The following is a 22867-nucleotide window of genomic DNA, read 5'->3' as shown; positions in this document are numbered from 1 at the left end:
TCTCCCGACGACGCGGGTTGTCATCAAGAATAATGCTTGTGTCGCAACAGGTTAACGCGCTGCGTTGGCTGGCGTAAAGGGAAGTCCCCGACCCACCGTGCGAGCAGGGCGGGGTGAGGAGGGACCTGGCTGACCCGGCATGAACTACAGTGCCGCGCTCTGTCACATTCCGGCGGTGGCCAAGGGGCTCCGACGCCTGGACGCCGCACCGCGCGAGGTCGCTCCCATGCCGTACACCCCGATCATCGGCACGCTCGGTTATGTGATGTCACCGGACGGGCAGCGCGTGCTGCTCGTCCACCGCAACGCCCGCCCGGATGACGCCCACTACGGGAAGTTCAATGGCTTGGGCGGGAAGATGGAGCGCGACGAGGACGTGGCCGCCTGCATGCGCCGGGAGATTCGCGAGGAGGCCGGCATCGAGTGCACGCGGATGGTGCTGCGCGGCACCATCTCCTGGCCGGGCTTCGGCAAGCACGGGGAGGACTGGCTGGGCTTCGTGTTTCGCATCGACCGCTTTGAAGGCACCCCGCTGGAGCGGAACCCGGAGGGCTCCCTCTCCTGGGTGCCCGTGGCGGATATCCAAGGCCTCAACCTGTGGGACGGCGACCGGCACTTCCTGCCGCTGGTGTTCGACGCCGACCCCCGGCCGTTCCATGGGGTCATGCCGTATTCCGGTGGCCGCGCGCTGAGCTGGTCCTTCAGCCGCCTGTAAAGGGCTGTCGCAAAAAGGGCTTTTCCGGGCGCCATCCCTCCGTGGACCAGCGGACGGGCATTCCACCGTGCGTAAGAAGTTTTACTCAGCGAGCGTTGACGGATGAGGGCCGTGGGGGGTATCCACGTCCGTAGTGAAAGTGAGAACGATTCTCAATTTCGAGTTTCCGGAGCCCGCCGCGGATGCCGCATCCGCGGTGTTGGCGCAGCCCGCTGGCGCGCTCTTCCGCATGGGGGATGCCGCCGGGGTGGAGGGGTTCTGGAGCCGCTGGAGCGGGGCCGTTGTCGTGGCGGTCTTGCTCCACGCGGTCGTCGTCGCGGTGGGACTGTCCGTGTCTCCGGCGTTGCCGAAGAAGGTGGTGCGGGAGGAGCCGGAGTTGGTGTTGCTGGCGTTCGCCGCGCCTCCTCCCCCGCCGCCCGCGGGGGGCGGCGGGGCGCAGCCGGCCGCGAAGAAGGAAGTGCAGCGCCAGGCGCGTCCCAAGCCGGCGCAGCGGGTGATGCCGACCCCCGTTCCCCGGCCCGAGCCGGTGGCGGAGGTGAAGCCGGAGACGCCCCCTGAGCCGGAGCCCGTGGTGGAGCCCGAGCCTGTTCCCGAGCCCACGGTGGCGAAGGTGGAGCCGGCGTCCGCGAGCAGCGAGGCGTCCGCGGTGGGCGGGGTGGTGGGTGGCGTGGTCGGCGGCGTCGTGGGTGGAACGCAGGGCGGCATCGTCGGGTCGACGGCCATTGGAGGCACGGGCGACGCGCTGACGCTGAAGCAGGTGATGCGGCCCCCCACGGTCCTCAAGCAGGTCAGGCCGGACTACCCCCGGCTGGCGAAGCAGCGGAACATCCAGGGCGTGGTGGTGGTGCGCGTCATCGTTGGCACGGACGGCCGGGTGGAGCAGGAGCACACCCAGGTGATGCGCTCCGTGCCCGCCCTGGACGCCGCGGCGATTGCCGCCGTGAATCAGTGGCACTTCACGCCCGCGCTGGGCCGTTCGGGGCGGCTGGCGCGAGTCATGATCGACATTCCGGTGAACTTCTCCCTGAAGTGAGTCTGGCGCGGTGTCGCGCCAGGTCCGCTCCAGTTCTCCTCGCGTGGGCTTCGGCGCGCGCTCGAGCCGTTTCATGCGCACCTTCCGAAACATCATCTTCTGGATTCATCTCATCGTCGGTATCGCCACCGGCCTGGTGATTGCGATCATGTCCTTCACGGGCGTGGTCATCGCCTTCGAGAAGCAGCTCATCGAATGGGCGGAGCGGGATGTCCGGACGGTGCAGCTGCCGTCTCCGGGCGCGCCCCGGCTCCCCGTGGAGGCGTTGGTCGAACGCGCCCGCGCGGCGCGGACGGACGGACAGCCCTCCGGGGTGACGGTGTATCCGGAGCCGACGTCCTCGGTGCTCGTGAGCATGGGCCGGGGCTCGGTGACCTACGTCAACCCCTACACCGGCGAGGTGCTGGGGAATGGCGCGACGGGCCTGCGCGGCTTCCTCCAATGGAACGTGGAGTTTCACCGGTGGCTGGCCGCCGGCGGTGACAACCGCGCGGTGGGCAAGGCGATCACCGGCGCGAGCAACGCGGTGTTCCTCTTCCTGGCCATCTCCGGCCTGTACCTGTGGTGGCCGCGCAAATGGACGCTGCGCGCCATGCGGCCGTCGCTGTGGTTCCGGCGTGGGCTGAAGGGCAAGGCGCGCGACTGGAACTGGCACAACGTCATCGGCTTCTGGTCGCTGCCGGTGCTCATCGTGCTCACGGCGTCGGGCATGGTCATCTCGTACAAGTGGGCGTCCAACCTGGTCTTCACCATGACGGGCAACACGCCGCCCGCGTCGCAGTGGCCGCCGGGCTCGGCGTCGGTGAAGGTGCCCGCGCCCGAGGTGGAGACGCCGCGCAAGCCGATGGATGTCCTCATCGCCGAAGCGCAGAAGACGTCGCCCACCTGGTCGTCCGCCACGGTGCGCCTGGGCGGTGGGGCGCGTCCGGGCGGTGCGCCCGCGCAGGGGGGCCGTGGGCCGGAGGCGAAGGGGGCTCCGGAGGCGAAAGGCGAGCGTGGCGGGAAGGGGAACGCGGACGGCGTGGACGCGGTGACGGTCACCCTCCGCGAGGCGGATGCGTGGCCGCTGTTCTCCTCCAGGCAGGTGTCCCTCAACCCCTTTTCGGGCGAGGTGGCGAAGCAGGAGACGTACGCGGACTACAACAGCGGCCGGAAGCTGCGCACCTGGCTGCGCTTCCTGCACACCGGCGAGGCGCTGGGGCTCATGGGCCAGTTGGTGGCCGCCATCGCGTCGCTGGGCGGCGTGTTCCTCGTCTACACGGGCTTCGCGCTGTCGTGGCGCCGGTTCTTCCCCCGGCGCCGGACGAACACCGAGCCTCGGGAAGAAGCCGCCGCGCAGTCCGAGCCGGTGGCCTGACGGGTTTCAGCCCTCCTCGTGAGCGTGACGGGTTCGCTCGTCATCCTCCCACTCACGAGGCGGGCACTTCCCCCCGAGCCGGAAGGTCAGGTCCGATCCTTCCGGACCAGCACCTTCTTGCCGCGCAGGGTGGCGTTCTTCAGCGCGGCGATGATGCGGTTGGCGTCGGACTCCGGCACCTCCACCAGGGAGAAGGCGTCGCCAATCTGGATGGCGCCAATCTTGGAGGACTCGACGCCCGCCTCCCCGGCGATGGCGCCCACCAGGTCGGCGGGGCGTACGCCGGCGTGACGGCCGGCGCCAATCCACAGGCGGGTGACGTCCCACGTCGGCGGGCCACCGCGGGCCTTCGGGCCGCGCTCCGGGCGGCCTGGACGCCCCGGGGGCGCTCCGAACTTGCCGCCCGTGCGCTCACGGCGCTCCTGCGGCGGCGCGACGACGGGGATCTCCGTCTCCTCCGTGTCGCGGCCCTCGTCCTGGGCCTCATGGAGGAGCTTCACAGCGGCGGCGGCGATGTCCATGGCGTCGAACTCGCTGGCCAGGCTCTCCACCACGTTACGGAGGGAGTCGTACTCACCGGCCACCAGCGTCTCGCGCAGGGATGCGCGCAGCATCTCCTGCCGCTTCTCGCGCATGTCCGCGACGGTGGGCACGGTGGACACTTCGATGCGCTGGCCGGTGACGCGCTCGATGTTGCGCAGCAGCCGGTGCTCGCGGGGCTCCACCAGGGTGATGGCCACGCCCTCGCGGCCGGCGCGGCCCGTGCGGCCGATGCGGTGCACGTAGGCCTCGGGCGCGTTGGGGACGTCGAAGTTCACCACGTGGGACAGGCGGGGGATGTCCAGGCCGCGCGCCGCGACGTCGGTGGCCACGAGCAGGTCGGTGCCCTGGGACTTGAGCTGCTTGATGACGCGGTCTCGCTGCTCCTGCGTCATGCCGCCGTGCAGGGCGTGGGCGCGCCAGCCGCGGCCGTTGAGGGAGACGGTGAGGTCGTCCACCTCCGTCCGCGTGCGGCAGAAGATGATGGCCGCGGTGGGCGACTCCACGTCGAGCAGGCGGCCCAGGGTGGCGATCTTGAAGGCGCGCGGCACGACGTAGGCCGTCTGCCGGACGCGGGGAATCTCCCCCTGTTCCACCTTCTCGCGGGCAATCTTCACGCGCACGGGCTCGTGCAGGTGACGCTCGGCGATGCTGGCGATGCGCGGCGGGAGCGTGGCGGAGAAGAGGGCCGTCTGCCGGTCCTCGGGCGTGCCGGAGAGGATGGCCTCCAGGTCCTCGGCGAAGCCCATGTCGAGCATCTCGTCGGCCTCGTCGAGCACGACGACGCGCACATCATCGAGCTGCAGCGTGCCACGGCGCAGGTGGTCCAGCGCGCGGCCCGGCGTGGCGACGACGACGTCCACGCCGCGCTTGAGGACGCGGAGCTGCTGGCCGATGACCTGCCCGCCGTACAGGGGCAGCACGGAGATGCCGAGCTTCTGGCCGTAGCGGTGAATGGCCTCGGAGACCTGCATGGCCAGCTCGCGCGTGGGGACCAGCACCAGCGCGGACGTGGTGTTGGGCCGGCACGCGCCGGGCTCCACGTGGTTGAGCAGGGGCAGGGCGAAGGCGGCTGTCTTGCCGGTGCCGGTGGCGGCGATGCCGAGCAGGTCCTTCCCCGCGAGCAGTGGCGGGAGGGCGGCGGCCTGGATGGGGGTGGGCTCCTCGTAGCCGAGCGCGCTGAGCGCCTCGACGAGCGCGGGCTTCAAGCCCAGGGAATCGAAGGTGGCCTCGACGGGGGCGGGGGGCTGGGGGGCTTTCACGGCTCGGGCTTGTACCACCAGCAGTGATTCGGTGCGCTCCCAGAATGGGGGGGAGGCCACACCCTGAACAGTTGGGCCCGTGTTTCCGCGTCTTCACGCTGCGTCCTGATAGGTGCCCGACGCCCCGGCCTCAGTCCTTCCAGAGCACCTTCCACGGGTGTTTTCGGAGGTCCGTCACCAGCATGCGCAGCTCTTCGTAGAGCGTGCCGTCCTGGAGCACCGCACCCGCGGTGCCCTCGCCGGCCTCGAGCTTCGCCAGCACCCGGTCCGCGCGGGCCGCGATGCTCTCCAGTTGGCCCGAGGCAGAGGTGAGCCGCTCCAGCGCGACCTTGACCCGCGCGCCGTCCTCGGGCCCCAGCGGGCCCGTCACGGCCGCCAGTCCGTCCAACGTCGTCCCGGCGGACTTCGTCAGCCCCGGCAGGTCGCGACGAACGACGGCCGCCGCCGCCGAGGCATCGTCCAGCAGCCGCGCGCCCTTGCCTCCAGGCTGGAAGGCCTCGCGCGCCAGGCCCGCGAGCTGGCGCAAATCCTTCGAGGCCGCCGCCAGCTCGGACGCCAGCACCTTCACGTCGCCCCGGTTCTCCGTCAGCAACTGGTCCAGCGTCCGCGCCAGCCGGGACACGTTCGCCGCGAGGCCGCGGATGGCCTCCGGGTCCTCCTCCAGCATCTGGGACAGCAGGTCCACGAAGCGGGTGAGCTGTTCGGCCAGGACGTCCAGCCGGGGCGCGTCCGTTCCCCGCACGGCCGTGCCCGCGGGCAGCCGCTCCGGCGCCGAGCCCGGGTTCAGCTCCAGGTAGGGCTCTCCCAGGATGCCCACCGTGGCCACCGTCACGCGCGCGTCCTTGCGCAGCGCGCCCACGGCCTCCGGTGCCACCGCGAGCTCCATCCGCACGGGCAGCGGGCGTCCCTGCGCGTCCCGCCGCTCGGGCTGGAGCTGGATGTCCTGCACGCGCCCCACCTGCACGCCGCCCAGCTTCACGGGGGCGCCCTCCACCACGTTCCCCGTGTGGCCGAAGTCCACGGCCAGCCCCGTCTCCGAGCCCAGCTTCAATTCGCCCATCAGCCACAGCAACAACAGCACGCCCACGATGGCGGCCAGCACCAGGGCGCCCACCTTCAGCTCCAGCCGTCGCTCATCCATCCGTCGCGCCCTCCATGAATGGCGCTGTCAGTACTCGCAGCTCGGGCGCGGAGGACTCCAGGAAGCCCTTCGGCGTGCCCAGGTAGGCACATTGCTTGTTCGCCACCACCAGCACCCGGTCCGCCAGCGCCTTCAGCTGCCGGTAATCGTGGGACACCACCATTCCCCCCAGGCCCCGCGCCTTCAGCGATGCGAGCGCCTCCTCCACCTGGCCCGCCGCCTTCCGGTCGAGGCCCGTCGTCGGCTCGTCGAAGAGGAGATAGCGCGGCTTGAGCACCAACGCCCGGGCGATGGCCGTCCGTTTCTTCGCTCCGGGCCCCAGCTCCGGTGGCAGCCGGTCCGCCCAGTCCAGAAGACCCACCTGCGCCAGCGCGGCGTCCACGTCGTCCACGGACGCCGCCGGGTCCGCCAGCCATACGTTCTGCCGGAGCGTGCGCCAATCCAACAGCGCCGGGCCCTGCACCAGGTAGGGCGCCTGTCGGCGCAGCGGCACCAGCTCGCGCTCGGGCCTGGAGTCCACGCGTTCCCCCCACAACGTCACTTCGCCCGCGTCCGGGCGCAGCAGCCCCACCGCCAGCCGGCACAGCACGCTCTTCCCGGTGCCACTGGCGCCCGCGATGAACGTCAGCTCCTTCGTGGACACCTCCGCCGTGAGCCCCGCGAGCACGCGCCGGCGTCCCTCGTCGAACGCGACGTGCACGTCCAGGAATCGCAGGGCCTCGCTGTCGGGAAGGGGCGTCATGCGCGGGGCTCGCTCACAGGCGCAGCAGCTGGAAGGCCAGCGAGACGGCGAGGTCGATGAGCAGGCACCCCAGGCTCGCCGCCACCACGCCGTCGGTGGTGGCCTCGCCCACGGCCTCGGCGCCGCCGCGCGCCTTGAGGCCCGCCACCGCCGCCGCCAGCGGAATGTAGAGCCCGCAGCCCGCGGCCTTCAGGAACGCGGCCAGCAAGTCCCACCCGTCCACGTAGCGCGGGTCCATGAAGGCCCGCCCGTCCACGCCGAAGGCGAACTGCGCCACCGCCGCCGCGGACAGCGTGGCCGCGATGGTGCCAAGGGTGCACAGCAGGGGCACGCCCAGCACGCCCGCAATCACCCGGGGCGCGACGAGGTCCGCGTAGGGGTCGCCCGCGGACATCTCCAGGGCCTCCACCTGTTCGTTGACGCTCATGGTGGACAGCTCGGCCGCGTGAGCCGCGCCCGCGCGTGAGGCCGTGAGCAGCGCGGACACGGCCGGGCCCAGCTCGCGGATGAGCAGCTCGAAGTACGCGGGCCCCAGCACCGCCACGTTGCCCACGAAGCGCCGTGCCTGGCTGTTGGCGATGGTGACGAGCACCGCGCCGAAGAAGGCCATGCCGGACATCACCAGCCACACGCTGCGCCCGCCCAGTTCGTGGAGCTGTGCCAGGGACTCGCGCCAGGGCACGCCGTCCCGGGTGGAGGCCCGCACCGTGCGCGCCAGCATCACCACCGGCGCTCCGAAGAACGACAGCACGCCGCTCATCCCATCCACCCCGCGAGCAAGGACGTGAGGGCGAAGTCGAGGACGAAGATGGCCGCGCAGCTGCGCACCACCGCGTTGGCCGCCGCCTGGCCCACGGCGTGTGCGCCGCCTCGAGCGGACAGGCCCACGGTGGTGGACAGCAGGGCGATGGCCAGGCCGAAGATGCCTGTCTTCACCACGCCGCCCAGGAGGTCGAGCGGCCCCAGAAGCTGGGAGAAGGTGCCGAAGAAGACGCGCACCGGAAGGCCCAGGGCGAGCAGGGCGGCCACGGACTCGAAGAGGATGGCCACCGCGAAGGTGACGCCGCTGAGCGCCAGCATGCTGACCTCCATGGCCACCACGCGAGGCGCGACGAGGATGGCGAAGGGGTCCAGGCCGATGCCTCTCAGCCCTTCAATCTGTCCGCCCACCTGCATCAGCGCCAGCTCCGCCGCATTTCGCGCGCCGAGCCGCGCCGACATGATGAGGCCCAGCAGCAGCGGGCCGAACTCCCACAGCACGCCGTAACCCGCCGCCCAGCCGAGGAAGGCCCGCGCGCCGAAGCGCTGGACGTAGATGCCCGACTGCAGCACCACGATGATGCCGGCCAGCGCCGCCGTGGCCAGGGCGAGCGGCAGGGAGCCGTAGCCGAATTGCACCAGCGCACGGCCCAGCTCGCGGCGCTCCAGCTTCGGCAGCGCCAGCACCGTGCGGCCCACGACCAGGCCCAGCGCGCCGGTTCCGCGGAGCGCGTCCAGCGCCGTTCGTCCGAGCCTCGTCAGGAGCGGCATGGCGGCACCTCGTCCTGGTGCAGGCTCGGCAGCGGCACGGCTGTGTCCGCGCCCTCCTGGTGGCGCGTCGTGACACCTTGATGTGCTCGCGCACTTCGCGTCACGCCGGCACCTCGTCCGGTGCATCCTCCAACTCGGGCGCGGGTGGCCCGTCATGAACCAGCCGGCCACTCCGCAGGTACAGCCAGCGGGGCAGGGGTAGGTCCATCGGAGCCTCCGTCGCCACGACCAGCAGCGTGCCACCCTGGGACACGTCCAGGAGCACCCGGGCCACCTGCCGCGCCGTGCCCGGATCCAACCCCGCGAACGGGTCATCCGCCAGCACCACCGACGGACGCGCCGCCAGGGCCCGCGCGATTCCCGCGCGCTTCTTCATGCCGCCAGACAGACGCTCCGGCAGCGTGTCCGCCGCGTCCGCGAGCCCTACCGCCCGCAGCACGTCACTGGCGCGGGCCCGGGCCTCGGCCTCCGGGACGTGGCGGCGGGTGAGTGGCGCCATGACGTTCTCCAGCACCGTCATCGAGTCGAACAGGGCATCCGTCTGGAACACCATGCCGAACGACGCCTGCTGCTCGCGCCGCTCGGCGGCCGTCAGACGCGCCGCTTCCTGCCCATCCCACAACACACGGCCTTCGGTGGGCCGCACCAGGCCGGCCAGGGCCTTCACCAGCGTCGTCTTCCCCGCGCCCGAGCGCCCCAGGACCAGTGCCTGCGTCCCGGGCGGCAACGCGCAGCTCACGCCGGACAGGACCTGCCTCGCTCCGTACCATACCGTGAGGCCGTCCGCGCGCAGGTCCATGGTGTCCGCTCGCCGCCTCAGGGCCGCCAGCGCACGAGCGCGCCGCCGGAGCCCGCCACCCAGACGTCCGCCGGGCCGGTTCCGCTCAGCGCGTTCATGGGGCTGGACGGCGTGAAGGCGGTGCTCCAGGTGGTGCCATTGAAGAAGTGGATGTTGTTCGTTCCGGAGCTCACGGCGTAGATGGCCTTGCCGCCGAAGGCCACCAGTCCGCGGATGTCCGCCGGGGTCTGGGTTGGCAGGGTGATGGCGGGCTTCACGCTCCACGTCGTGCCCGCGCGCTCCAGGAAGAGCCCGCTGTCGCCCACGGCGTAGACATGGCTCGGTGAGAGCACCTGGATGTCGTAGAGGAATCCGGTCGTCCCGATGTTGCCCAGGGCTTCCTTCTGCCAGGTGCCACCGTCCTCCGTGGGGCCGCGCCAGACCACGGGGTGGTTGGTGCCGCCCTGCGTCTCGGCGCCCGCGGCGAACAGCGTCCGCGGGCTGGTACCGTCAATGGACTTGAGGTTGTCGTTGAGCCGCGTGAGCTCCTCGGGGGCCGCCTGGGTGGGGGCGCCCTCCTCGTAGTTCCAGAGGAGGATGCGGCCCTGGCTGTCCACCGCGTACAGCGCCACGCGGTTGCCGCTTTCGAAGCCCACCATCCCGTTGATGCTGGCGCTCCCGGGACCATCCACGTCGACACACGCGCTGGTGTCGGTCGGCAGCCGGGTGGTGAACTTGCCCGCGCTGTTGCCCAGGAACACGCGGCCGCTGTTCGTCACCCAGGAGGACTTCCACTGGCCCGGGCAGTTCGCCACGGAGTTGAGCGTCCCGCCATCGACGTGGGCGACGTGGCCGTCGCGTCCGGCGAGCCAGCCCTTGTTGCCGGGGTACGCAGCCACCGTGTCCCAGACAATCGAGGAGGGCGTCGCGTTCGTCGTCGTCCAGGCCACGGTGTCGCAGCCCGCCAGGTCTTCGTCCACCTGTCCGTTACAGTCGTTGTCCAGCCGGTCGCACACCTCGGGGGCCGAGTTCGACACGAAGCGCGAGCTCTCATCACAGTCCGTGTTGTCCTCCACGGCGTCCTGCGGCGGGTTGGCGCACCAGAGCCCCACGGAGGTTCCCGCCTGGCCATCACCGTCCTCGTCCACGAACCACTCCCGCGGCGTCTCGCTGCTGACGCAGGCCGTCAGCGCGGTGCTCGCGCACTGCTTGGACCCGGCGCAGTTCTGCTCGGTCTGGCACTGCGTGCCCACATCGAACGGGTCGTTGTCGATGTACCCATCGCAGTTGTCGTCCTTGCCGTCGCAGACCAGCTCGGCCTGCCTGGGGTGGATGTTGGGGTCCCGATCGTTGCAGTCACCGGCCTCCAGGACATAGCCCGCGGGAGGCGTGCAGGAGAGGTTGGGCAGGGCGGACGCGTCGCCGAAACCATCACCGTCCGCGTCGCGGTAGTAGGTCGCGCCGCCGGGGGCATCCGCTTCGCCGTTGACGCAGTTGTTGTCCACGCCGTCGCACAGCTCCGTCGCGCCGGGGTGGATGGCCGGGTCGTCGTCGTTGCAATCCGAGCCAGGGAAGGCGCCCTCGCTGGTGACGTAGCCGTCGTCATCCAGGTCCAGGGCGCGCAGGTCGAGCTCCACGGTCGCGGTGCCCACCGTGGGCACCTGCGTGGTGACCTCGTGCCGTGCCACCACGGGCCCGTTGCAGGAGCGCTCGTTGGCGGTCGCGGTGAGCCGCAGGTTCCGGCTCCAGCCCTCCCGGCCCAGGATGGCCACCGTCCGCACGTCGCTGCGAGCAGAAGGCTCCATCCGGATGTCGGCGGTCTCGGTGCGGCTGGGTTCGTCCACATCCGTGACGGTCAGCGTGAGACAGCCCGGGCGAAACGTCGCATACGAGACGAGAACGCGGACGGCCCCGGCATTGGGCGGGTCTTCCTGCTTCCGGCATCCGGAAACGGAAAACACCACCGCGAGAACGCAACCCATCAGGAATAAACGCATCGGCCGAGCATTCCCGGGCGCTTGGTGGCGCCCGCAATCTTTCTACAGTGAGCTACGGAACCCAGGAGAACCCGACGCCACCCATAGTCCGTCGCGCAGGCCAGCGTCCAGACGCCGAATCGTCATAGCCCCTTCTCTCTACCTCCGTTTATATGGCGCGCCGACCCCCCGACGCCCGAGCCTTCCCCGCCCGTTCATGCATAGACCCCGTCACGCCATCACCGTGCCCCTCTGCGCCTGGCTCGCCCTGACCGCGTCCAGTGCTTCGGGGCAGCAGCCCGCGACCGAGGGGGGCGCACCCGCCGCCTCCGAATCCGCGAAGGATGCCCCAGCAAGTCCTCCGCCCGCGGAAGCCCTGTCCACGGCAGGTGGTCCGCTGACGCTGGAAGAGGCGGTGCAACTTGCCGCGAAGCGTAACGAGGTGGCGCTGGCCGCCGAGCAGCAATCCGAGGCCGCACGGGCCCGGCTGGCTCGGGCACGGGCCTTCTTCTTCCCAGAGCTGACGGGAACGGGCATCTATACCCGGCGTCTGTATGAAGTGACGCGCGAAGTGGGTGGCCAGACGGTGGTCATCCAGCGCAACAACGCCTTCAACGCCAACTTCGTCGCCTCCATGCCGCTGTTCGACGCGCGGGGCATCTTCCTGTACCGCGCGGCGCGGAGGGACGGCGACGCGGCGGAGCTGGAGGCCGTGGAGGCGCGCCGGCAGATTGGCTTCGAGGCCGCCAACGCCTTCCTCGCTACCCTGGCCCAGGAGCAGGTGTACCGCGCCGCCGAGCAGCGCCTCGCGTTCGCCCGCCAGTCACTTCAGGACGCGTCGGCCCGCGCCAAGGCGGGGTTGGCCAGCAGCAACGATGTGACGCGCGCGGAGCTGGAGGCGGCCAGCGCCGAGGTGCAGATGTCCAACGCGCGCAACGCCGCGCAGACCACGCGCCTGGAGCTGGGCTTCCTGCTGGTGTCCTCGGTGAAGGGCACGCTGGCCTCGCCGGACGCGCTGCTGTCGGACGCCAGCCGGCCGCCTCGGGCCCACGCCTCCCTGGCGGATGGGGCCCTGGACCGCCGGCCGGACATCCTGGCCGCGCGGCTGCGGGTGGACGCGCTGGAGGAGAGCGCCAAGGAACCGCTCGCCCGGCTGCTTCCCACGCTGGGTGCGTCCGCCACCTACCGCCTCACGAACGAGGCCGGACTCGCGGGCCGCACGGGTGACGGCTTCCTGGGCGTCAACCTCATCTGGAACTTCTTCGACGGCGGCGAGCGCTATGCCGAACGCCGGGAGCGCGTGGCCCTGGCAAGGGCGGCGGAACTCCAGGTCCAGGCCACCACGCGCCGGGTGGACGTGGATATCGAGCAGGCGAGGGTGGCGCTGGAGAATGCCCAGGCCGCCCTGGCACAGAGCGACCTGGCGGTCCGCACGGCCCGGCAGAATGCGGAGGAGCAGGGGATTCTCTACCGTCAGGGCTTGTCCACGGCGCTGACGGTGGCGGACGCCTCGCTGCGGCAGTTCGAGGCGGAGGTGGCGTATGCCCAGAGCCGATTCGCGCTGGGCGTGGCGCTGCTGGGGCTGCGGGCGGCAGTCGGACTCGACCCATTGGGGAAGGAACCGTGAAGGAAATGCGACGCGCAGGAACGTTGGGTCTGGCCGTGGCCGCGCTGGCCCTGGGGGTTGGCTGCAAGAAGGACGCGCAAAGCGCCCAAGGCGGAGCAGCGCCGGCAGGTGGCGGCCGAGCAGCCATCCAGTTCCCCGTCGAGGTGGCTCCGGTGGAGTCGCGGGACGTGGAGTACGTGGTAGACGCGGTGGGCTCCGTGGAGGCCTTCGAGCGGGTGCAGATCACCGCCCGCGTGCCGGGCGCCGTGGAGCGGGTGCTCTTCGCGGAAGGGCAGTCGGTGAAGAAGGGCGCGGTGCTCGCGGAGATCGAGCCCGCCCGCTACGCCATCGCCGTGCGGTCCGCGGAGGCCACGCTGGCGCGGGCCCGCGCCACGCTGGTGGAGGCGGAGGCTGGTGCGAAGCGCCGCACCGCGGTGAACGAGGTCAGCCCCGGTCTGCTGCCCGCCGAGCAGTTGGAGACCTTCGAGGCCCGCGCGCGCACGGCGGAGGCGGACGTGGCGGCGGCGAAGGCGCTGCTGGACCAGGCGCAGCTCAACCAGCGTGACGCCTATGTGCGCGCGCCCATGGACGGCGTGCTCCAGACGCGCACGGTGCAGACGGGCCAGTACGTGCAGCCCGGCATCGTGCTGGCCACGCTGCTGCGGCGCGAGCCGTTGCTGCTGCGCTTCACTGTTCCGGCGGCGGACGTGTCCCGCATCCAGCCCGGCATGACGGCGCGCTTCTCCGCCCAGGCCGCGGGTGGTGGCTCTTTCACGGCGAAGATCACACACGTGGCCGCCGCCGCGGATGATGCCAGCCGCATGGTGCCGGTGACGGCGGAAGTCACCGGTGAGGACGCCGAGCGGCTCCGTCCGGGCGCCTTCGCCACGGTGGCGGTGCCCGTGGACACGCGCGGCGGCAGTCCGGTGATTCCGCAGACGGCGGTGCGCGCCAGCGAGCGCGGCTTCCTGGCCTACGTCGTGGAGGGCAACAAGGCGCGTGAGCGCGTGCTGGAGCTGGGCCTGCGCACCGCGGATGGCCGCGTGGAGGTCCGTGACGGCGTGAAGCCCGGTGAGATGCTGGTGGTGCGCGGCGGTGAGGCCCTGCGCGACGGGGCCAACGTGCGCGTGGCGGAAGGACCCAAGCCCACCTTCACGGGTGAGCCTCGGTTGGAACCGGAGGCCGCCAGCGGCGGCGGAGGCGCCCGGCAATGAACATCACCGAGGCGTGCATCAAGAAGCCCGTCCTGGCGTGGATGATCATGGCGGCCACCATCGTCTTCGGACTGGTGGCCGCGCAGCGTATTGGCATCAGCCAGTTCCCGGACGTCGACTTCCCCACCATCAACATCTCCGTCACGTGGGAAGGCGCCAACCCGGAAGCGGTGGAGAGCGACGTCCTCGAGTTCATCGAGGAAGCGGTGACGCAGGTGGAGGGCGTCACGGCCATCAACTCCACCGCGCGCCAGGGCGGCGGCAACATCACCGTCGAGCTGGACCTGTCGCGCAACGTGGACCTGGCGCTCCAGGACGTGCAGACCAAGGTGAGCCAGGTGCAGCGCCGGCTGCCGCTGGACATCGATCCACCCATCATCTCCAAGTCCAACCCGGAGGACCAACCCATCCTCTGGGTCGGCGTGTCCGGGCCCTTCAGCCAGCAGGTGGTGAGTGACTACGCCCGCTACCGCGTGAAGGAGAAGCTCCAGACGATTCCGGGCGTGGGCGAGGTGCAGCTGGGCGGCATGCTGGAGCGCAACGTCCGCATCTGGGTGGACGCGCAGAAGCTGGACGCGCTGGGCCTCACGGTGGCGGACGTGTCCGCGGCGCTCCAGCGCGAGCACGTGGAGCTGCCCGCCGGCCGCATCGAGACGCAGGGCCGCGAGGTCAACGTCCGCGTCATGGGCGAGGCGCTGGACCTGGAGACGCTGCGGCGCATCATCGTGCGCGAGCAGGGCGGCTTCCCCGTCTACCTGAAGGACGTGGCGCTGGTGGAGGACGGCTTCGAGGACGTGCGCCGCATGGCGCGCATCAACGGCGAGCCGGCGCAGGGCCTGGGCATCAAGAAGCAGCGCGGCGCCAACGCCGTGGCGGTGGCCCAGGGCATCCGGGCCGAGCTGGACAAGATGCAGAAGGACCTGCCGGAGGGGATGCAGCTGGGCATCAACTTCGACTCGACGCAGTTCATCGAGGAGAGCGTCCACGAAATCGAGTTCGAGCTGATGCTCGCGTGCATCCTCACCGCCTTCGTGTGCTGGGTGTTCCTGGGCTCGCTCTCCAGCACGATGAACGTGGTGCTGGCCATCCCCATGTCACTGCTGGGGACGGTGGCGGTCATCTACTTCCTGGGCTTCACGCTCAACACCTTCACGTTGCTGGGCCTGGCGCTGGCGGTGGGCATCGTCGTGGACGACGCCATCATGGTGCTGGAGAACATCTACCGGCACTCCGAAGAGGGGAAGGACCGGGTGCGCGCCGCGCGCGAGGGCACCGCGGAAATCACCTTCGCCGCGCTGGCGGCGACGGCGGCGGTGGTGGCCATCTTCCTGCCCGTCGTCTTCATGAGCGGCGTCATCGGCAAGTACTTCCTCCAGTTCGGCGTGACGCTGTGCGTGGCGGTGCTGCTGTCCTACGTGGAGGCCATCACCCTGGCCCCCGCGCGCTGCGCGCAGTTGCTCAAGACGTCGCGTGAAGGCCGCAGCCGGATTGGCGTCTGGGTGGACCGGGGCTTCGAGAAGCTGGAGCGCGTCTACGCGCGCACCCTGGCCTGGGGCCTGAAGCGGCCGTGGTGGGTGCTGGGCGTGGCGGTGGCGCTGACGGCCTCCAGCGTCTTCGTCTTCCGTGCGCTGCCGGGTGAGTTCGTGCCGTCCCAGGACCAGAGCCGCCTGCTGGTGCGCATGCAGACGGCGGTGGGCAGCAACATCGAAGAGACGAACCGGCTGTTCCTGCGCGCGGAGGAGTTCGCCAGCAGCCGGCCCGAGGTGACGCGCGTCTTCTCCGTCGTCGGCGGTTTCGGCAGCGGCGCGGTCAACACCGGCATGATGTTCGTCAGCTTGAAGCCGCCCGACGAGCGCATGCCGCAGGCGGACTTCCAGCAGATCCTCCGAAAGGAGTTCAACAGCTACCCGGGCCTGCGCGCGGTGGTGCAGGACCAGTCCCAGAGCGGCTTCACGGCGCAGCGCGGCTTCCCGGTGGAGTTCAGTGTGCGCGGCTCGGAGTGGGAGCAGTTGGTGGAGGCCAGCCAGGAGATGCGGGAGAAGCTCCAGGCCAGCGGCAAGGTGGTGGACGTGGACACGGACTACCAGTTGGGCATGCCGGAGCTGCGCATCACCCCGGACCGGGGCCGCGCGGCGGACCTGGGCGTTCCCATCCAGTCGGTGGCCACCACCATCAACGCGCTGGTGGGCGGCGTGCGCGTGGGCAAGTACAGCACCGGCGGCCGGCGCATCGACGTGCGCATGCGGCTCCTGGCGGATCAGCGCTCCCGGCCGGAGGACCTCTCCACGCTGAAGGTCCGGACGGCCAGCGGCGCGCTGGTGCCGTTGTCGTCGCTGGTGACGCAGGAGGAGCGGCCCGCGCTGCAGGCCATCACCCGGCGGGACCGTGAGCGCGCCATCAGCGTCTTCGCGAACGTGGCGCCGGGTTCGAACCAGGAAGAGGCCCTGGCGACGGTGGAGCGGCTGGCGAAGGAGCTGCCCGGCGGCGTGCGCGTGGTGGCGGGTGGCGCCAGCGTGGCCTTCCGCGACTCGATGAGCAGCCTGTTCTTCGCGCTCTTCCTCGGGATTGGCGTGGCCTACATGGTGCTGGGCGCGCAGTTCAATTCGTTCCTGCACCCGGTGACGGTGCTCACGATTCTTCCGCTGTCGGTGGCGGGCGCGGCCTTTGCCCTGTTCGCCACGGGCACCACGCTGAACATCTTCAGCATGATTGGCCTGTTGCTGCTGATGGGCATCGTGAAGAAGAACTCCATCATCCTGGTGGACTACGCGCTGCAAGAGCGGGAGCGCGGCGCGGACGCGATGCAGGCCATGCTGCGCGCGGGGCCGGTGCGGCTGCGGCCCATTCTCATGACGTCCACCGCGACCATGATGGCGGCGGTGCCGGCGGCGCTGGCGCTGGGCGCGGGCTCGGAGACGCGCGCGCCCATGTCCATCGCCGTGCTCGGTGGATTGTCCGTGTCCACGGTGCTCAGCTTGCTGGTGGTGCCCGCCTTCTACGTGGTGGCGGACCGCATGAAGACGCGGTTGGGTGAGCGGTTCGGCAAGAAGGACGATGAGACCCACGAGCCGCCGCAGCACCCGGAGCATGGCGATGCGCCGCGCCCGGCGGCACATGGATGAGCGGCGCGGCTGACCGCTTGGGTGATAAGGCCATCGCGGACGTCTTCGTGACGCTGCGGTGGCCTGACGGCGGTCGTCCTCGGGGGCTGCGGTAAAGGTCATCTGCTCCGGGCTTGGCGCCCGGTGGTCGTCATCGGTCGATTTCCATGCGCCCTCCTTCGTCTCGCGGTCGCAGTGTCTCTGTCGTCAACCGTCGCTCGAAGTTCCTGGGGGCAGCGGGCCTCGGAGTGGCCCTCATGATGTGGGGCTGTGCCTCCTCGCGGCCCGTTCCGGAGGCGCCTTCGTCGAACACGTCTCGTCAAGGCGCCGACGCGGCATACGCCGTGGGCTTCACGACGCGGACCTTCGAGGACGCGGCCCGCCAGCGTTCGTTGAAGACAGTGGTCTGGTATCCAGCGCCGCCGGGCTCCCTCATGGTGGAGCACACGGCGTCTCCCATCTTCGTGCCCTTCGTCGCCGCGAAGGACGCACCTGTCTCGGATGCCTGGGAGCGCTGGCCGCTGGTGGTGCTGTCCCACGGCAATGGTGGCGCGGCCGTCAACATGTCCTGGTTCGGCGCGCACCTGGCCGCGCACGGTTTCATCGTCGTGTCGGTGGACCATCCCGGCAATACCTACGGAGACACGAGTCCAGAGGGCCATGTGCGCGGCTGGGAGCGGCCCCAGGACTTCACGGCCCTCCTGGACGGGCTCTTGAAGGACGCGGTCTGGGGGCCTCGTGTGGACGCAGAGCGCGTTGGCGCGGCGGGGCACTCCATGGGGGGCTACACGGCGCTGGCGTTGGCGGGCGCGCGGCTCAACCTGTCACCAATCGCGAACCTCTGCACGGCACCTGAGACACGCGAGCACCCAGGTTGCGACGAGCTTCGCGACGTGGACTACAGCCGCATCGACATGGCGGTGGCGCGTGCGTCGTACAAGGACCCGCGAGTGCGCGCCGCCATCGCCATGGCACCCGGCATGGCGGGGACCTACGAGGCGCGGGACGTGGCGGACATCGACGTGCCGGTGATGCTGGTGCTCGCCAAGGGGGACGAACTCATGCCCCATGCACAGCACGGCCTGCATCTGGCGAAGCTGCTGCCCGACGCGACGACGGTGGTGTTGGACGACGCGGCCCACTTCACTTTCCTGCCCGAGTGCACGGAGTTGGGCTTCAAGGTGGCGGCCATGCTGTGCCGGGATGCCACGCCGGGGACGCGCGCGGCCTCGCAGGCACGTACGCGCGCGGAGGCGGTGGCGTTCTTCCAGCGCGTGTTGAGCGCGCAGAGATAGCTTCGTCCGTCATCATCAGGCACTTGAACGTGAGTCCCGCCAGGTCTTCTCGCAGCGGGAACTCCCACACGGAAAGAAGATGCGCGGGCGTGCTTCCGTGTGCATATAGAAGCCCATGCGCCGTCTCCTTTGCTTCCCGCTCCTGCTCGCGCTCGTCCTGGTGCAGGGAGCGTGTGACCGCTATGACCGCCCCGGCACGCCGGTGCCGGAGACCCTGCGGGCCGAAACGCTGGAGGGCGAGCGCATCGACCGGGAGGCGCTGCTGGGCCGTCCCTGGGTCATCAACGTGTGGGCCCCAGGCTGACACGCCTGCGCCCGGGAGTTGCCCGAGCTCGAAGCCCTGAGGAGTGAGTACGAGGCGCGCGGCGTCGGCTTCCTCGCGCTCTCGCTCAATCCCAGCGAGGCGCGAAACCGCCAGACTGCGGCCGAGCTAGGGGTGCACATGACCGTGGCCACGGCGAAGGGGGAGGTGCTGGGCCCGCTGCGCATCTCCACCGTGCCCGCCACCGTCTTCATCAACCGAGAGGGCGTGGTGGTGGCGACCGTCAACGGCGAGCGTTCGCGTGGGTTCTACGCGCGGCGCCTGGAGGCGCTGCTCGCTGCGCCGTAGCTACTGGAAGGCCAGCGCGCGGATGTGACCGAAGGACGAGGGCCTGCCAGCTGCCCAAAGAGAACCATCTGGGCGAATCGCGAGAGAAAAATGCCCCCCAGTTGCCATCCGAGGGGCTCCTCGTGTGCCCCAGAGGTGGCTTTCTGCTGCCGCATTATCGGGCGGCAGGGATGAGGCTTGGCCACAACTGATTGTCGATAATGCTCGGCATGCTTGTAGGGATGGCGCTCTGGAAAATGGGTGGCGTGCCTCCTACCGGGCACTCGCTCCTGGGGATGCAGGCCGAGGCACACGGCGCGCTCCGGGTGAAGCGTGCCCGCGCCATGTCCACCATCACAAGCGCTGACTGCACGCGGCACGGCCGCACTGGCACGCAAGGAGGCAGCCCCATGGCGGAGCACACCGAACCCCCCATCAACGCCACGCCGGTCAAGGAGCGTGAAGAGCCCGCTGACCTCCAAGGCTTCCTGGACGAACTGGGCAACAGCCGCGAATTCCAGGTGAATGGGGTGGATGCCCGGAAGGGCGCGGAGGCGGTGTTCTGCACGCTCGCGCGGCGCCTGTCCGACGGAGAGGACCTCAAGCTGCTCTGGTCGCTGGGGAAGGGCGGCATCGGCGCCATCCTCGGGGCGTGCAGCATCCACCGGGGCCCGTCCCACGCGAAGCGCATGGACCGCGCGGAGTTCATCACCGACGTGGCGGACCACCTGCGCATCCCCATGGACCAGGCCCTGCGCGTCCTGACGGTGGTGTTCACCGCCATCCGGGACCGGATTCCAGACGACGAGGTGGCGGCCGTGGCCTCGCAGCTCCCGGCGGACCTCGCCGACCTGTGGCGCCGGCCCGTCTAGAGTCGGCGGGCTACTGGCGCTTGGGCTTCTTGAGGAAGCGGCTCAAGCGCACCTTGCCCAGGCCCCGGCCACCGAAGAGGTACCAGGTGATGGCCGCGCCGAAGAAGGCCGCCGCCACCGCGATGCCCACCACGCCGAGCACCGGTATGTTGCCGTACATCCACGGCTTGGGCGCGAAGGAGATGAACGCGCCCACGATGAAGCCGCACGCGCACAGGCCCATGAAGGCAATCACCGCCGCGCTGCGCAGGTTCTCGTTCAGCTTGTCGAACTGGTCCGCGCGCACCGTGACGGTGAACTTGCCGGACTCCATGTCCAGCAGGATCTGCGACAGCTGCGTGGGCAGGTCCTGCGCCATGGACTGGAAGCGCAGCAGCGTGCGCATCAGTCCGCCCTGGAGCTGCATCGGGTCATAGCGCCCGGCGAGCAGCTCCTTGGCGTACGGCAGCGCCACCTCGATGATGTTCATCTCCGGGTACAGGCTGCGCAGCATGCCCTCCGTGGACACGGAGGCCCGACTGAGCAGTGCGTACTCCTTGGGGATGCGGATGCGGTACTTCACCGCCAGGTCCAGCAAGTCCCTCAGCAGCGAGCGCGTGTCCACCTGTCCCAGCGTGGTGGCCAGGTGCTGGCCGAGCAGCGCCTCGATGTCGTTGCGGAAGCCCACCAGGTTGGCACGCGCGTCCGGCACGCCCACGCGGTAGAGGATGCGCGCCACGGATTCGCTGTCCTTGAGCGCCACCGCCAGGCACAGCATGACCAGCGTCTCCTGCATGGGGCGCGACAGCCGGCCCACCACGCCGAAGTCCAGCAATGCCAGCCGGTGGTCCTCCAGCAGCAGCAGGTTGCCCGGGTGTGGGTCGCCGTGGAACAGGCCGTCCTCGAAGAGCTGCCGGAAGGAGGCGTCCAGGATGTTCTGGGCAATGGCCTTGCGCTCGGGCTCGCTCAGCTCCGCGGGGTTGAGCTTCACGCCGCGGATGAACTCCATGGTCAGCACCGTGCGGCTGGACAGGCCGGAGTAGACGCGCGGAATCTTGAGGTAGGGCCGCTCGCGGTGGTTCTCCAGGAAGGCCCGGATGTTGGTGGCCTCGTTGATGAAGTCCAGCTCCTCGTGGATGGCCCGGTCGAACTCATCCACGATGCCGGTGGGCGTATACACGCCCGTCTCCTCCACCACGGCCTCCAGCAGGCGCGCCAGGCTGCGCAGCACGCCCAGGTCGGAGTCGATGCGCTCGGCGATGCCCGGCCGCTGCACCTTCACCACCACCTCTTCGCCCTCCAGCGTCACCGCGCGGTGCACCTGGGCGATGGACGCGGCGGCCAGCGGCGCCGGGTCGATGGTGGCGAAGAGGCTCTCCACGGTGGCGCCGAGCGAACCTTCAATCTGCTCGCGGACATCCTCCAGGGAGATGGGCTCCACGTGGTCCTGGAGCATGGCCAACTCGTCGATGTACTCGGCGGGCAGCAGGTCGGCGCGGGTGGACAGCACCTGGCCCAGCTTGACGAAGGTGGGGCCCAGGTCGTTGAGCAGCATGCGGAAGCGCCGCGCGGTGGAGGCGCGCTGGGCTTCCGGCGAGACTTCCACCTTCTCCTTGCGGCCGAGGATGCGCCACAGGCCCGCGCGCTCCGCCAGCTCGCCAAAGCCGTGGCGCGCCGCGATGACGGTGATTTGCCGCACGCGGTTGAGGTCTTGGAGAATCACGAGCGTTCCTGTCCTCTACGTTACGCCGGGACGGCCGGCTTCGCCACGAAGCGCAAGAGTGCGTAGCCCACCACCGCGGAAAGCAGCGAGCCCACCAGGATGCCCAGCTTGGCCTCCGTGAGCAGCTCCGGCTGGGTGGGGAAGGCCAGCCCCGCCACGAACAGGGCCACCGTGAAGCCAATGCCCGCCACCACCGCCACGCCGTGGATTTGCGGCAGCGTCGCACCGCCGGGCCGGTCCGCCACGCCCAGCTTCACCGAGCCCCAGGTGAACAGGAAGATGCCCACCTGCTTGCCCACGAAGAGGCCGGCGATGATGCCCAGCGGCAGCGGCCGGAGCAGGTCCGCCCAGCCCATGCCCTCCAGGGAGATGCCTGAGTTGGCCAGGGCGAAGAGGGGGACGATGCCGTACGCCACGGGCACGTGCCACAAGTGGACGAAGCGGTTGAGCGGCGGCTCCAGTTCCTCCAGGCGCTCCTCGAGGTAGAGAATCTGCGCGCCCCGCGTCGCCTCATCCATCGCCGTCAGGAGCGCCCGGTCTACGTAGAGGCGCAGCTCCTCCAGCACGTGGCGGCCCGGACGCAGGGGGCGTGCGGGCATGAACAGGCCCAGCACCACACCCGACAGCGTGGCGTGGATGCCGCCGTGGTGCATCGTGTACCAGAGCGCCGCGCCCGCCAGCGCGTACGCCACGCCGTTGCGCACCTGGAAGTGGTTGAGGCACGCCAGCACGGCGAGTACACCCAGCGCCCCCACGAGCCAGCTCGCGTGAAGCCCTGAACCGTAGAACACGGCGATGACGAGGATGCCGCCGATGTCGTCGAAGATGGCCAGCGCCGTGAGGAACACGACCAACCCGTGGCTCACCCGCGTCCTGACCAACGTGAGGCAGCCAATGGAGAAGGCGATGTCGGTGGCCATGGGGATGGCCCAGCCCGCCTGCGCGGGCGTCCCCTGGTTGAAGGCGGCGTAGAGGGCGGCGGGAACAATCATGCCGCCCATCGCGGCGATGAGCGGCAGCACCGCGCGGGAGAAGGTGCGCAGCTCGCCCGAGCTCAGCTCGCGCTTGATTTCCATGCCGACGACGAAGAAGAACAGCGTCATCAGCCCGTCGTTGATGAGCTCGCGGACGGTGAAGCCCGCGTGGACGCCCGCCACCCCCACCGTCATGCGGGCGTCGAACACCGCGGAGTAGGTGGCGGCCCACGGCGAGTTGGCCCACGCCATGGCGGCCACCGCGCACAGGGCCAGCAGGATGCCGCTGGCCGCCTCCAGGCGGAAGAAGGCCTGGATGGGGGCCAGGGCCACGCGGAAGAGCGCGGGCACGGGAGGCCGGGGCCGGGCCTCTGAAGTAGGGGGCGTCTGCGCCATGCGGCGCGCACGATGCCCCGCGTCGTCGGGCATGGCACCCGTTT

The 22867-nt window shown here is 70.3% G+C and carries 18 protein-coding genes; 9 read left to right on the top strand and 9 right to left on the bottom strand.

Annotated features, from left to right (window positions below; all coding sequences use genetic code 11):
• The first annotated feature begins 226 nt into the window (after positions 1-226).
• From BHS09_RS19730 to BHS09_RS19720, 3 genes are all read left to right on the top strand, one after another.
• A complete protein-coding gene (locus BHS09_RS19730) occupies positions 227-715 on the top strand; it encodes an NUDIX hydrolase (protein ID WP_140796518.1) in 489 nt (162 codons plus the stop codon).
• Between the two features lie 139 nt (positions 716-854).
• Positions 855-1748 (top strand): TonB family protein, encoded by an 894-nt coding sequence (locus BHS09_RS19725; protein ID WP_237079687.1) that lies wholly within the window; start codon positions 855-857, stop codon positions 1746-1748.
• 73 nt (positions 1749-1821) lie between these two features.
• The gene (locus BHS09_RS19720) at positions 1822-3105 is read left to right on the top strand and encodes a PepSY-associated TM helix domain-containing protein (protein WP_140798585.1); all 1284 of its coding nucleotides are present in this window, start codon (positions 1822-1824) and stop codon (positions 3103-3105) included.
• An 86-nt stretch (positions 3106-3191) separates the two neighbouring features.
• Here BHS09_RS19720 and BHS09_RS19715 read toward each other — a convergent pair whose 3' ends face one another.
• The 7 genes from BHS09_RS19715 to BHS09_RS19685 form a co-directional block, all read right to left on the bottom strand.
• Positions 3192-4907 (bottom strand): DEAD/DEAH box helicase, encoded by a 1716-nt coding sequence (locus tag BHS09_RS19715; protein WP_140792139.1) that lies wholly within the window; start codon positions 4905-4907, stop codon positions 3192-3194.
• A gap of 130 nt (positions 4908-5037) precedes the next feature.
• Complete coding sequence (locus tag BHS09_RS19710; RefSeq protein ID WP_140792137.1) at positions 5038-6048, bottom strand: MlaD family protein; 1011 nt, start codon at positions 6046-6048, stop codon at positions 5038-5040.
• The gene (locus tag BHS09_RS19705) at positions 6041-6790 is read right to left on the bottom strand and encodes an ABC transporter ATP-binding protein (protein ID WP_140792135.1); all 750 of its coding nucleotides are present in this window, start codon (positions 6788-6790) and stop codon (positions 6041-6043) included. The genes BHS09_RS19710 and BHS09_RS19705 overlap by 8 nt, the downstream gene beginning before the upstream one ends.
• Before the next feature lie 13 nt (positions 6791-6803).
• Positions 6804-7550: an MlaE family ABC transporter permease gene (locus BHS09_RS19700; protein WP_140792133.1), complete on the bottom strand. Its 747-nt coding sequence runs from the start codon at positions 7548-7550 to the stop codon at positions 6804-6806.
• Entirely contained in the window at positions 7547-8320 is a 774-nt protein-coding gene (locus BHS09_RS19695; RefSeq protein WP_140798584.1) for an MlaE family ABC transporter permease, read from the bottom strand. Before BHS09_RS19695 ends, BHS09_RS19700 begins: the two co-directional genes overlap by 4 nt.
• A 100-nt stretch (positions 8321-8420) precedes the next feature.
• A complete protein-coding gene (locus BHS09_RS19690) occupies positions 8421-9119 on the bottom strand; it encodes an ABC transporter ATP-binding protein (protein WP_140792131.1) in 699 nt (232 codons plus the stop codon).
• 17 nt (positions 9120-9136) lie between these two features.
• Positions 9137-11095 carry a MopE-related protein gene (locus BHS09_RS19685; RefSeq protein WP_140798583.1) on the bottom strand — a complete coding sequence of 653 codons (1959 nt, stop codon included), beginning with the start codon at positions 11093-11095 and terminating at the stop codon, positions 9137-9139.
• 196 nt (positions 11096-11291) lie between these two features.
• Between BHS09_RS19685 and BHS09_RS19680 the strand changes: the two genes are divergently transcribed.
• The 6 genes from BHS09_RS19680 to BHS09_RS19655 all read left to right on the top strand — a co-directional run bounded on the left by BHS09_RS19680 (position 11292) and on the right by BHS09_RS19655 (position 19751).
• On the top strand, positions 11292-12701 hold the full coding sequence (locus tag BHS09_RS19680; protein ID WP_140798582.1) for a TolC family protein: 1410 nt from the start codon (positions 11292-11294) through the stop codon (positions 12699-12701).
• A 5-nt stretch (positions 12702-12706) separates the two neighbouring features.
• A complete protein-coding gene (locus BHS09_RS19675) occupies positions 12707-13894 on the top strand; it encodes an efflux RND transporter periplasmic adaptor subunit (RefSeq protein ID WP_140798581.1) in 1188 nt (395 codons plus the stop codon).
• Positions 13891-17016 (top strand): efflux RND transporter permease subunit, encoded by a 3126-nt coding sequence (locus tag BHS09_RS19670; RefSeq protein ID WP_140798580.1) that lies wholly within the window; start codon positions 13891-13893, stop codon positions 17014-17016. The genes BHS09_RS19675 and BHS09_RS19670 overlap by 4 nt, the downstream gene beginning before the upstream one ends.
• A 236-nt stretch (positions 17017-17252) precedes the next feature.
• On the top strand, positions 17253-18290 hold the full coding sequence (locus BHS09_RS19665; protein ID WP_237079685.1) for an alpha/beta hydrolase family protein: 1038 nt from the start codon (positions 17253-17255) through the stop codon (positions 18288-18290).
• Positions 18291-18405: 115 nt separating this feature from the next.
• Complete coding sequence (locus BHS09_RS19660; protein WP_140792121.1) at positions 18406-18900, top strand: TlpA family protein disulfide reductase; 495 nt, start codon at positions 18406-18408, stop codon at positions 18898-18900.
• 389 nt (positions 18901-19289) lie between these two features.
• Entirely contained in the window at positions 19290-19751 is a 462-nt protein-coding gene (locus BHS09_RS19655) for a DUF2267 domain-containing protein (RefSeq protein WP_140792119.1), read from the top strand.
• Positions 19752-19761: 10 nt separating this feature from the next.
• Here the strand turns inward: BHS09_RS19655 and BHS09_RS19650 are convergent, their stop codons facing one another.
• Both BHS09_RS19650 and nhaA read right to left on the bottom strand, forming a co-directional pair.
• Entirely contained in the window at positions 19762-21453 is a 1692-nt protein-coding gene (locus BHS09_RS19650; RefSeq protein ID WP_140792117.1) for an ABC1 kinase family protein, read from the bottom strand.
• 20 nt (positions 21454-21473) lie between these two features.
• Positions 21474-22823 (bottom strand): Na+/H+ antiporter NhaA, encoded by a 1350-nt coding sequence (gene nhaA / locus BHS09_RS19645; protein WP_140796516.1) that lies wholly within the window; start codon positions 22821-22823, stop codon positions 21474-21476.
• Between the last annotated feature and the right edge of the window lie 44 nt (positions 22824-22867).

It is taken from the genome of Myxococcus xanthus (assembly GCF_006402735.1).
GTDB classification, from domain to species: Bacteria; Myxococcota; Myxococcia; order Myxococcales; family Myxococcaceae; genus Myxococcus; species Myxococcus xanthus_A.
Note: the sequence above shows the minus strand (reverse complement) of the source record. Positions and strands in the feature narration are given on the sequence as shown.